This is a genomic window from Mycobacterium colombiense, from assembly GCF_001672755.1.
Taxonomy (GTDB): Bacteria; Actinomycetota; Actinomycetes; order Mycobacteriales; family Mycobacteriaceae; genus Mycobacterium; species Mycobacterium colombiense_C.
Genome location: NZ_LZKI01000120.1, coordinates 37,137 through 47,271 on the forward strand (window position 1 = coordinate 37,137; position 10,135 = coordinate 47,271).

At 67.7% G+C, this 10,135-nt stretch carries 13 protein-coding genes and 1 pseudogene; 9 read left to right on the forward strand and 5 right to left on the reverse strand.

What is annotated here, in order from left to right; translation table 11 throughout:
- Nucleotides 1-80: 80 nt before the first annotated feature.
- Together A5708_RS16955 and A5708_RS16960 are read left to right on the forward strand one after the other, a co-directional pair.
- Entirely contained in the window at nt 81-1,175 is a 1,095-nt protein-coding gene (locus A5708_RS16955) for a CaiB/BaiF CoA transferase family protein (RefSeq protein WP_065029754.1), read from the forward strand.
- Nucleotides 1,176-1,223: 48 nt separating this feature from the next.
- On the forward strand, nt 1,224-1,988 hold the full coding sequence (locus tag A5708_RS16960) for a 3-hydroxyacyl-CoA dehydrogenase (RefSeq protein WP_065029743.1): 765 nt from the start codon (nt 1,224-1,226) through the stop codon (nt 1,986-1,988).
- A 137-nt stretch (nt 1,989-2,125) separates the two neighbouring features.
- Here A5708_RS16960 and A5708_RS27825 read toward each other — a convergent pair whose 3' ends face one another.
- Nucleotides 2,126-2,248, reverse strand: coding sequence for a hypothetical protein (locus A5708_RS27825; protein ID WP_085981634.1), 123 nt, complete (start codon nt 2,246-2,248; stop codon nt 2,126-2,128).
- Between the two features lie 310 nt (nt 2,249-2,558).
- On the opposite strand from A5708_RS27825, the gene A5708_RS16965 reads away from it, so the two are divergent.
- Complete coding sequence (locus tag A5708_RS16965; RefSeq protein ID WP_081292988.1) at nt 2,559-4,892, forward strand: MMPL family transporter; 2,334 nt, start codon at nt 2,559-2,561, stop codon at nt 4,890-4,892.
- 67 nt (nt 4,893-4,959) lie between these two features.
- Nucleotides 4,960-5,589: a class I SAM-dependent methyltransferase gene (locus A5708_RS16970; protein ID WP_065029744.1), complete on the forward strand. Its 630-nt coding sequence runs from the start codon at nt 4,960-4,962 to the stop codon at nt 5,587-5,589.
- Nucleotides 5,590-5,600: 11 nt separating this feature from the next.
- Here the strand turns inward: A5708_RS16970 and A5708_RS16975 are convergent, their stop codons facing one another.
- A complete protein-coding gene (locus A5708_RS16975) occupies nt 5,601-6,314 on the reverse strand; it encodes an SIR2 family NAD-dependent protein deacylase (RefSeq protein WP_065029745.1) in 714 nt (237 codons plus the stop codon).
- A 37-nt stretch (nt 6,315-6,351) separates the two neighbouring features.
- Here A5708_RS16975 and A5708_RS16980 point away from each other — a divergent pair, with 37 nt between their 5' ends.
- Nucleotides 6,352-6,717, forward strand: coding sequence for a GntR family transcriptional regulator (locus A5708_RS16980; RefSeq protein WP_065029746.1), 366 nt, complete (start codon nt 6,352-6,354; stop codon nt 6,715-6,717).
- Nucleotides 6,718-6,774: 57 nt separating this feature from the next.
- On the opposite strand, the gene A5708_RS16985 is transcribed toward A5708_RS16980, so the two are convergent.
- Nucleotides 6,775-7,305 (reverse strand): DUF1697 domain-containing protein, encoded by a 531-nt coding sequence (locus A5708_RS16985; RefSeq protein WP_065029747.1) that lies wholly within the window; start codon nt 7,303-7,305, stop codon nt 6,775-6,777.
- Between the two features lie 75 nt (nt 7,306-7,380).
- Here A5708_RS16985 and A5708_RS16990 point away from each other — a divergent pair, with 75 nt between their 5' ends.
- Nucleotides 7,381-7,824: a PPOX class F420-dependent oxidoreductase gene (locus tag A5708_RS16990; protein WP_065029748.1), complete on the forward strand. Its 444-nt coding sequence runs from the start codon at nt 7,381-7,383 to the stop codon at nt 7,822-7,824.
- 50 nt (nt 7,825-7,874) lie between these two features.
- Nucleotides 7,875-8,099: a DUF5302 domain-containing protein gene (locus A5708_RS16995; protein WP_065029749.1), complete on the forward strand. Its 225-nt coding sequence runs from the start codon at nt 7,875-7,877 to the stop codon at nt 8,097-8,099.
- A 45-nt stretch (nt 8,100-8,144) separates the two neighbouring features.
- Here A5708_RS16995 and A5708_RS17000 read toward each other — a convergent pair whose 3' ends face one another.
- A complete protein-coding gene (locus A5708_RS17000) occupies nt 8,145-8,678 on the reverse strand; it encodes a nuclear transport factor 2 family protein (protein WP_065029750.1) in 534 nt (177 codons plus the stop codon).
- 90 nt (nt 8,679-8,768) lie between these two features.
- On the opposite strand from A5708_RS17000, the gene A5708_RS17005 reads away from it, so the two are divergent.
- Both A5708_RS17005 and A5708_RS17010 read left to right on the forward strand, forming a co-directional pair.
- The gene (locus tag A5708_RS17005; protein ID WP_065029751.1) at nt 8,769-9,341 is read left to right on the forward strand and encodes an HhH-GPD-type base excision DNA repair protein; all 573 of its coding nucleotides are present in this window, start codon (nt 8,769-8,771) and stop codon (nt 9,339-9,341) included.
- Nucleotides 9,342-9,370: 29 nt separating this feature from the next.
- Nucleotides 9,371-9,517, forward strand: a complete 147-nt coding sequence (locus tag A5708_RS17010; protein ID WP_003875447.1) for a hypothetical protein — start codon at nt 9,371-9,373, stop codon at nt 9,515-9,517.
- An 82-nt stretch (nt 9,518-9,599) separates the two neighbouring features.
- Here the strand turns inward: A5708_RS17010 and A5708_RS17015 are convergent.
- A pseudogene (locus tag A5708_RS17015) lies at nt 9,600-10,076 on the reverse strand (hypothetical protein); the annotation flags it as partial.
- Nucleotides 10,077-10,135 lie beyond the last annotated feature (59 nt).

A 10,135-nucleotide genomic window follows, 5' to 3' on the forward strand; every position in this document is an offset into this window, starting at 1 on the left:
CGGCTGCGAAGATGTCGAACGACCGGTTGTTTGGTTGCGAACGGTCAACGGCGTCAGAGCAGACGAAAGGTCGGTGGATCGTGGCTGGACCGTTGAAGGGACTTCGTGTTGTCGAGCTGGCCGGCATCGGTCCCGGCCCGCACGCGGCGATGATCCTGGGGGATCTGGGAGCCGACGTGGTGCGCATCGATCGCCCGTCGTCTTCGGCCGCGGGTGGCGGCGGAGGCGCAGCGAAGGACGCCATGATGCGCAACCGGCGCGTGGTGACCGCGGACCTGAAGTCCGACGAAGGCCGCGGCCTCGTCCTCAAGCTGATCGCGAAGGCCGACGTGCTGATCGAGGGCTACCGTCCCGGCGTCACCGAGCGGCTCGGACTGGGCCCCGAGGACTGCGCCGAGGTCAACGACCGGCTGGTCTACGCCCGGATGACCGGCTGGGGCCAGACCGGCCCGCGCAGCCAGCAGGCGGGTCACGACATCAACTACATTTCGCTGAACGGCATCTTGCACTCCATCGGCCGGGCGAACGAGCGGCCGGTCCCGCCACTGAACCTGGTCGGTGACTTCGGTGGCGGCTCGATGTTCCTGCTGCTCGGCATCCTGTCCGCGCTGTGGGAGCGGCAGACCTCCGGCAAGGGGCAGGTCGTCGACGCGGCGATGGTGGACGGCTCCAGCGTGCTGATCCAGATGATGTGGCAGATGCGGTCGTCGGGCATGTGGACCGACGCCCGCGGCACCAACCTGCTCGACGGGGGCGCCCCCTATTACGACACCTATGAATGCGCCGACGGCCGCTATGTCGCGGTCGGCGCGATCGAACCACAGTTCTACGCCGCCATGCTGACCGGGCTCGGCCTCGACGGCGCCGACCTGCCCGGGCAGAACGACGTGAGTCGCTGGCCCGAATTGCGGGCGGTGCTGACCGAGAAGTTCGGCAGCCAGGACCGCGACCACTGGGCCAAGGTGTTCGCCGACTCCGATGCCTGCGTGACGCCGATCCTGGCGTTCGGCGAGGTGCAGACCGAGCCGCACATCACCGAGCGCAACACCTTCTACGAGGTCGACGGCGGACTGCAGCCGCTGCCGGCGCCGCGGTTCTCCCGCACCGCGCCGGAGACACCGCGCCGCGCGGCGCCGGTGGCCGACGCCGAAGCGGTCCTCAAGGACTGGGTATAGTCCCAACCAACCAGTTGGCTGGACTCGAGCGAATCAGGAAGGACTCGGATGGAGATCAAAGACGCCGTTGCCGTCGTGACCGGGGGAGCGTCAGGCCTGGGCCTGGCCACCACCAAGCGACTGCTGGACCGCGGTGCCCAGGTGGTTGTCATCGACGTGCGCGGCGAAGAAGCGGTCCGCGAGCTGGGCGATCGCGCCCGCTTCGTCGAGGCCGACGTCACCGATGAGGCCGCCGTCGGCAAGGCGCTGGACGCCGCGGAGTCGCTGGGCACGCTGCGCATCAACGTCAACTGCGCCGGCATCGGCAACGCCATCAAGACGCTGTCCAAGGACGGCCCCTTCCCGCTGGACGGCTTCAAGAAGGTGATCGGGGTCAACCTGATCGGCACGTTCAACGTGCTGCGGCTGGCCGCCGAGCGCATCGCCAAGACCGAGCCGGTCGGCCCCGAAACAAGTCCAGAGCGGGGCGTCATCATCAACACCGCGTCGGTCGCCGCGTTCGAAGGCCAGATCGGCCAGGCCGCCTACTCGGCGTCCAAGGGCGGCGTCGTCGGCATGACCCTGCCGATCGCGCGCGACCTGTCGCGCGAGCTCATCCGCGTGGTGACCATCGCCCCCGGCCTGTTCAAGACGCCGCTGCTGGGTTCGCTGCCCGAGGAGGCGCAGGCCTCGCTGGGCAAGCAGGTGCCGCACCCGGCCCGGCTGGGGGACCCCGACGAGTACGGCGCCCTGGCCGTCCACATCGTCGAGAACCCGATGCTCAACGGCGAGGTCATCCGCCTGGATGGCGCCATCCGCATGGCCCCTCGCTGAGCCGGACGGACAGAACGAAAGCCCCCCGCATCCGCGGGGGGCTTTCGGGAAAACCAGGACCAGTGGTTACTTGCGGAACCACCGACTGACGTTGGGTTCGGCCATTAACAACCGTGCGAGCATGCTCATGGTCTGCCTCAGCTCGCCGCTTGCAGTTCTTCGAACTGCTCTGAGGTCTCGCCTTCCACCAGCACGTCGCCGTGGTAGAGGGCTTCGAAGTCAACTTTGATGACGTCGGCACTTGTGTCGTCGATCCACATGACACTGAGCGTATGGGCCACCATTAAGGAATCTTTGAGTCACGATTCGGAAAATCTTGGCAATTTACCGGCAAGTAGGTTGACCGGCGCACGCGCGGCGATTTATGCCGTGAGCTGCTTAATTGCGACACATTTTTCTGGCTGGACTCTTACCGTCGATGCGGTTTAAAACGCGGCGTTGAACGCTCCGGCACCCGCCTGCGTGCTTATAGAGAACACTGTTCGACGCGTGGAAACTAGCGTTTGTTAGGTTGTCGCGGGATTAGCCAGCGGCCAGCGCAATGGGGCACCGGCAGCGGAAGGGCACAACATGCTGCAAAGAATCGCCCGAGTCGCCATCAGGGCGCCCCGCCGCATCATCGCGACCGGGGTGCTGGTTTTCATCGCAGCCGCCGTCTTCGGTGTCCCCGTCGCGAAGAGCCTGTCCCCGGGCGGCTTCCAGGACCCGGATTCTGAGTCGGCGCACGCCATCAGCGTGTTGAGCGACAAGTTCGGGCAGAGCGGCCAGCAGGTGCTCATCCTGGTGACGGCCCCCGGCGGCACCAACAGCGAGCAGGCCCGCAAGGTGGGCACCGACCTCGTCGACCAGCTGCAGAAATCCCCGCTGGTCTACAACGTGTCCTCGCCGTGGACGCGCCCTGTTCCTGTCCCCCCGGGGCAGCCCGACGACCTGGTGAGCCGCGACGGCAAGTCTGGGCTCGTGGTGGTCAACCTCAAGGGCGGCGAGAACTACGCCCAGAGCAACGCGCAGACATTGGCGGACCAGTTCATCCACGACCGCGACGGCGTCACCGTCCGCGCCGGCGGCGCGGCGATGCAGTACGCGCAGATCAACACGCAGAACCAGGCCGACCTGCTGGTCATGGAGATGATTGCGCTGCCGCTGAGCTTCCTGGTCCTGATCTGGGTGTTCGGCGGGCTACTGGCCGCGGCGCTGCCGATGGCGCTGGGCGCGCTGGCCGTCGTCGGGTCGATGACGGTGTTGCGCCTCATCACCTTCACCACCGAAGTCTCGATCTTCGCCCTCAACCTGAGCACCGCCCTGGGCCTCGCCCTGGCCATCGACTACACCCTGCTGATTGTCAGCCGCTACCGCGACGAGTTGGCCGAGGGCCACGACCGCGAGGAAGCGCTCGTCCGGACCATGGCCACCTCCGGGCGAACCGTGTTGTTCTCCGCGGTCACCGTGGCGTTGTCGATGTCGGCGACGGTGGCGTTCCCGATGTACTTCCTCAAGTCGTTCGCCTACGCCGGCGTCGCGACCGTCGCCTTCGTCGCGACCGCCTCGATCGTGATCACCCCGGCCGCGATCGTGCTGCTGGGCCCCCGGCTGGACGCCCTGAACGTGCGCCGGCTGGGGCGTCGCATGCTGGGCCGTCCCGAGCCGGTGCACAAACCCGCCGAGCAGCTGTTCTGGTATCGGTCCACCAAACTCGTGATGCGCCGCTGGGCGCCGATCGGCCTGACCGTCGTCGCGCTGCTGTTGCTGCTCGGGTATCCGTTCCTGCGCGTCACGTGGGGCTTCCCCGACGACCGGGTGCTGCCGCGGTCGGCGTCGGCGCATCAGGTGGGCGACCAGCTGCGCAACGATTTCGCGCACGACTCTGCGACGTCGGTGCCCGTCGTCATCCCCGACGCGACCGGCCTCGGTGCGGCGGACCTCGACAACTACGCCGCCGACCTGTCGCGGGTTGCCGACGTGTCAGCGGTGGCAGCCCCCGGCGGCACCTTCACGGCCGGCAACCGGGTGGGGCCGCCTGCGGGGGCCACCGGGTTGCACGACGGCAGCGCCTTCCTGACCGTCAGCAGCACGGCGCCGCTGTTCACCACGGCGAATGACGCCCAGCTCAAACGGCTGCACCAGGTACCCGGACCCGCGGGCCGATCCGTCGAGATGGGCGGGGTCGCGCAGGTCAACCGCGACAGCGTCGACGCCGTGACCGACCGGCTTCCGCTGGTCCTCGGGTTGATGGCGGCGATCACCTTCGTGTTGCTGTTCTTGCTCACCGGCAGCGTGCTGTTGCCGGCCAAGGCGCTGGCCTGCAACTTCCTGTCGCTGACGGCGGCGTTCGGCGCGCTGGTGTGGATCTTCCAGGACGGACACCTGGGTGCGCTCGGGACGACGCCCAGCGGAACGCTGGTGGCCAACATGCCGGTGCTGCTGTTCTGCATCGCCTTCGGGCTGTCCATGGACTATGAGGTGTTCCTGCTGTCCCGGATCCGCGAGTACTGGCTGGCGTCCGGTGCCGCGCGGCCGGCGAGGCCGACCGCGAAGCAGGCCCACGCCGCCAACGACGAGAGCGTGGCGCTCGGTGTCGCCCGCACCGGACGGGTGATCACCGCGGCCGCGTTGGTGATGTCGATGTCGTTCGCCGCGCTGATCGCCGCCCACGTCTCGTTCATGCGGATGTTCGGCCTCGGCCTGACGCTCGCCGTGTTCGCCGACGCCACGCTGGTGCGGATGGTGGTCGTGCCGGCCTTCATGCACGTGATGGGTCGATGGAACTGGTGGGCGCCCAAACCCCTGGCGTGGCTGCATGACCGGTTCGGCATCAGTGAGGGCGGCCCCGACGAAACCCTCGAATACCTCGAGCCGGTTGCGGAGCCCGTGCCCGTCGGCGAACCGGTACCTAATTCCGTTTAACGCCGACCGGTTCGTCGTTGCGGACCCTATTGTGGGGCTGATTCCGAGTCGGAAGGTTCACATACATATGACAACGGTGGTCGACAACCCCTTCTTCGCGCGCGTCTGGCCAGTCGTCGCCACCCATGAAGCCGAGGCGATCCGGGCCCTGCGCCGGGAGAATCTGGCCGGTTTGTCCGGTCGGGTGCTGGAAGTCGGCGCGGGAATCGGCACGAACTTTCCCCACTACCCGGACTCGGTCGACGAGGTGGTTGCGGTGGAACCCGAGCAGCGGCTGGCGGCCCAGGCCCGGGCCGCGGCGGAGGCGGTACCCACGCGCGTCGTGGTGACCGGCGAGACAGCCGAAGCGTTTCGCGGCGGCGAGCCGTTCGACGCGGTGGTGTGCTCGCTGGTGTTGTGCTCGGTGCGTGACCCCGTCGGCGTGTTGCGGCGCCTGTATTCGCTGCTGCGACCGGGCGGGGAGTTGCGTTATCTCGAGCACATCGCCAGTGCCGGTGCGCGGGGGCGCTTCCAGCGTTTCGCCGATGCGACGCTGTGGCCGCGGCTGTTCGGCAATTGCCACACGCACCGTGACACCGAGCGCTCGATCATGGAGGCGGGGTTCGAAATCGACACTTCGCGGCGCGAATTCACGCTGCCGGCCTGGGCGCCGATGCCCGTCTCCGAGCTGCTGCTCGGCCGCGCGCGCCGCCCGTGACGGCCGGCCCGTCAGTTCAGCAGCGCAGGTAGCCGCTGCAGCAGACCGGGCAGCGCCTCGCTGGCCGTCGCACGCATGCTGATCGTCACGCTGCCCGACAGCGGCGTGACCTCGGGATTGACCTCGATGACCGCGGTGCCCCGGGACAGCGCCAGCTCGGCCAGTCCGGCCGCCGGATAGACGATCGCCGAGGTCCCCACCACCACCATGACGTCGGCGGCCTCGGTCGCCTCTACGGCGCGCTGCCACGGCTCGTCGGGCAGCTGCTCACCGAACCACACGATGTCCGGCCGGATCAGCCCGCCGCAGTGACATACCGGGGGGTCCACCTCCAGCGCCGGTTCGGACATCGCGGGCAGCGCACCGGAATAGTCCGTACCGCAACGCGCACAACGGAATTCGAACAGGCTGCCGTGCAGATGGTGCACCGACCGGCTGCCCGCGCGCTCATGCAGGTCGTCGACGTTCTGGGTGATGACGCTGACCCGGGCGTCGTCTTGCCAGGCGGCGATGGCACGGTGACCCGCATTCGGTTGAACGTCGGCGACCAGGTAATGACGCCACAGATACCAGCCCCAGACCCGCTGCGGGTTGTCGCGCCATCCCTGGGTGCTGGACAGCTCGTAAGGGTCGAAGCGGGCCCACAATCCGTTCTTGTCGTCGCGGAAGGTCGGCACACCGCTTTCGGCGGAGATCCCCGCGCCGCTGAGCACCGCTACTCGCATCCCACCAAGATAGCCGGGGGTGGGGGATACTGGACGGGTGGAGCTGGGTGACTGGTTGAAGGTCGACATGAAGGCGGGCAAGCCGTTGTTCGACCAGCTCAGGACGCAGGTCATCGATGGAGTCCGGGAGGGTGCGCTGCCGCCCGGCACCCGCTTGCCGACCGTGCGGGACCTGGCCGGCCAGCTCGGCGTCGCCGTCAACACCGTGGCGCGCGCGTACCGCGAGCTGGAAACCTCCGCCATCATCGAAACCCGCGGGCGCTTCGGCACTTTCATCGCCCGCTACGACCCGACCGACGCCGCGATGGCTGCCGCGGCCCGCGAGTACGTCCGGGTTGCGCGCGGACTGGGGTTGGACAGGGCCGACGCGGTGCGCTACATCGAAGCGGTGCCCGACGAGTGACCGGTGCTCGGGAAGCATCGAAACCCATTGGCGCACAGCAGTTTTGCTAGCGGTGCGTCAGCGCAACACCTTGTCCAGCGTGCGCAGGTTGCGCGTCGTCGTCGACGACTTGTACCGCGGCTTACCCATCGTCTTGCCGATGCGGCTGTCCAGCGTGCCGCCCTTGGGGACCTGCCAGTAGATGACGCCTTCGCCGCGGCGAACCTTCTCGTCGGGGCCGGCGTCCTCGCCCGCCGCGGCGAGCTCAGTCAGTTCATCGAGCGTTGCCTTATCGGCGACGAACGTGACGTACGACTGATAGCCGTCGAGCTCACGCTCGAACGGGTAAGCCTCGACCACTGCGCGCACCGTGTCGATGTCGTAGGCCAGTACCCACGCGTCGTAGCCGAACCGGTCACGCAACGCGGCTTCGGCCTTCTTGCGCACCGATGCCACGCCGGCGGTCGACTCCAGCAGCACGTTGCCGCTCGCCAGGATGGTCCGGACCTGGGTGAATCCCGCCTCGGTCAGCGCGGCCGCCACCTCGGCCATCTTGAGGTTGACGCCCCCGACGTTGACGCCACGCAGAAACGCCGCGTACTTGGTCATGCCCCGATTCCACCAGGTCGGCCGCGCGGCGAATATGCCGGGCCGCCCCGGCCGTCCGCGACGTAGGCTTTCGTCATGGGACGCCAAGTCTTCGACGACAAATTGCTGGCCTTGATCAGCGGACACTCCCTCGGGGTGCTGGCCACCATCAAGCGCGACGGGCGGCCGCAGCTCTCGAACGTGAGCTATCACTTCGACCCGCGCAGCCTGGCGATCCAGGTGTCGATCACCGAGCCGCGCGCCAAGACCCGCAACCTGCGTCGGGACCCGCGGGCCTCGATCCTGGTCGACGCCGACGACGGCTGGTCGTACGCCGTCGCCGAGGGCACCTCCGAGCTGACGCCCCCCGCGGCCGCGCCGGACGACGACACCGTCGAGGCGCTGATTGCGTTGTATCGCAACATCGCCGGTGAACACCCGGACTGGGACGAATACCGGCAGGCCATGGTCACCGACCGGCGGGTGCTGCTGACGCTGCCGATCTCGCACCTGTACGGCATGCCGCCGGGCATGCGGTAGCCGCGCCACCTAGCCAACCGTTTCGGCAAACCAGGGCTAGGCTGCCCCCTATGGCTGAATCGAATGCTCGGCAGGGTTCGAAGTCGTCGGAGCCTTCGGGGGCCGCCGGATCGCCCGGGTCGGACGACGACACCAAGCGCAAATTCCGCGAAGCCCTGGACCGCAAGATGGCGAAATCCGCGAGCGGGTCCGACCACAAGGACGGCGCGGGCAAGCAGTCGCGGGCACACGGCGCGGTGGGAAACCGCCGGGAATTCCGTCGCAAGAGCGGCTGATGGTCGCTGGCGAAACGTGCTGTGCGCCAGGATGTTCCGTGAGCTTCAGCCTTCCGGCGCGGTGAATACGCCGATCGAAGGGTCGGCTTGGCCGGGTCGGCCGCGCAGGCTGCCCCGGGTGCTGGGGTGTTCGAAGTTCATTCGGGACGGGTCGTTTTGGTACGCCCAGTCCGCCACGATGGTGCGTTGACCGAATTTCCAGCGGCCGTCGTGCTTGGTGTACGTGTCCAGGTATCGCCCGCCGATGATGACGTCGACGTCGTGCTCGGGGCCGGCGAAGGTGTGAAACACCAGGCAGTAGATCTCACCGCGCGCCGTGTCGCCGTCGACCACGAAGTTCGTGGTGGTGATGTTGTGTTGGGAGACACGCACATACGGTTCGGCCGCTTGTAGTTGCGCGATGAACTGTTCGACGCCGCCGGTCGAAAACGAGCCGTGCGAATCGGTCGCCTCGGGGTGGTACAGGCTGCGCAGCGTGTCGTAGTCGGCGCGGTCGACGGCCCGGCAGTAGGCGTTGACGAGCTGATGCAGCTCGTCGCGCGCCAGCATCAGCGCCAGCTTGCCCTCATCCACCACCACGCCACGATAACGCGGCCATTGCTGGTGAGTAGTCTTGCGACCTATGGGTCCCCGGTCCCAGCATGTTCAGCGGAAGGAAGATCGTTGACGGTGAAAATTTGCCTCGCTCAAGATCCTGAGGCCGACAGGCTGCTGGACGAGAGTCCCTTGGCGCTGCTCATCGGGATGGTTCTCGATCAGCAGGTCCCCTTCGAGACGGCGTTCGCCGGGCCGAAGAGGATCGCGGACCGGATGGGCAGCCTCGATGCCGCCGAAATCGCGGACTACGACCCCGACAAGTTCGCCGCGTTGTGCTCGCAAAGGCCTGCGATACACCGCTTTCCGGGTTCGATGGCCAAGCGCATCCAAACGCTGGCGCAGATCATCGTGGACCGCTACGACGGCGACGCGGCCGGATTGTGGACCGCCGGCGACCCCGACGGAGGCGAGCTGCTGCGGCGGATCAAGGGATTGCCCGGATTCGGCGACGTCAAGGCGCAGATCTTTTTGGCACTGCTGGGCAAGCAATACGGCGTGACGCCGAAAGGGTGGCGCGCGGCGGCGGGGGACTTCGGCAAGGCCGGTGCGCACATATCCGTCGCCGACATCGTCGACGCCCAGTCGATGGGGAAAGTGCGCGCCTACAAAAAGCAGATGAAAGCGGCAGCCAAAGCGGCGAAGTAGCAGGTCCATAAGAAGGGAAGGGCGACAACGTGAAGACACACATAACGTGTCCATGCGGCGAAGCCATCGTCGGCAAGGATGAGGACGAACTGGTCGAGTTGACCCAGGCTCACCTCGCCAGCGTTCATCCTGGCCTCGAGTACGACCGCGACGCCATCTTGTTCATGGCGTACTAGCGTCCGCCTGACGCGAATGCGCGTGCCCCCGGGCGGGGACACGCGCATTCGCAGGCGACGAGGCGGCGGCGGCGCCGATCCGTTACGGCACCACCGTCGAGCCGATGGTGGGCAGGAACTGGCACTGCTTTTCCTTGGTGGTGACCTGCCCGAAGATCGTCGACATGATGCTGCCCGAGCCCGTGTCGACGATCGCGCTCAAGGTCGTCGGGCCTTCCGGGTTGATGTCCGGGCGCGGCTGCAGGGCAACGGTTCCCGACTTGCCGGTGGTCAGGTTCACCCAGGTGACGTTCAGCGGCAGCTTCTGCACCTCGGCGGGTCCGGGCGTGCCGACCGCGGTGAACACGTAGGCGGTCTGGCCGGGCCCCGGGCCTGGGGCAGGAATCTTGGCCGGCCCCGCCACCGACAACGCGGTGGCGATGGCGCTGGTGCCGTCCGCCAGGCAGTTGGAGCCGATCGACGGGTACATGAAGTCCTGCGTGGGCGGCGTGTCAGGGCCGAAACCCGGGGCCGCCGCCGCGGGAGCGGCGTCGGGCGCGGGTGCCGGTGCCGGCGCGGGCGGCAGCATCCCGCCTCCCCCAGGCTATTTCGAGCGGGTGCGCCAAATCTGCGACGAAT

Bases quoted from the DNA above. Each gene is read 5' to 3' on its own strand.
- A5708_RS16960 (WP_065029743.1), top strand. From the start codon at position 1,224: ATGGAGATCAAAGACGCCGTTGCCGTCGTGACCGGGGGAGCGTCAGGC.
- A5708_RS27825 (WP_085981634.1), bottom strand. From the start codon at position 2,248: ATGTGGATCGACGACACAAGTGCCGACGTCATCAAAGTTGACTTCGAA.
- A5708_RS16965 (WP_081292988.1), top strand. From the start codon at position 2,559: ATGCTGCAAAGAATCGCCCGAGTCGCCATCAGGGCGCCCCGCCGCATC.
- A5708_RS16970 (WP_065029744.1), top strand. From the start codon at position 4,960: ATGACAACGGTGGTCGACAACCCCTTCTTCGCGCGCGTCTGGCCAGTC.
- A5708_RS16975 (WP_065029745.1), bottom strand. From the start codon at position 6,314: ATGCGAGTAGCGGTGCTCAGCGGCGCGGGGATCTCCGCCGAAAGCGGT.
- A5708_RS16985 (WP_065029747.1), bottom strand. From the start codon at position 7,305: ATGACCAAGTACGCGGCGTTTCTGCGTGGCGTCAACGTCGGGGGCGTC.
- A5708_RS16990 (WP_065029748.1), top strand. From the start codon at position 7,381: ATGGGACGCCAAGTCTTCGACGACAAATTGCTGGCCTTGATCAGCGGA.
- A5708_RS16995 (WP_065029749.1), top strand. From the start codon at position 7,875: ATGGCTGAATCGAATGCTCGGCAGGGTTCGAAGTCGTCGGAGCCTTCG.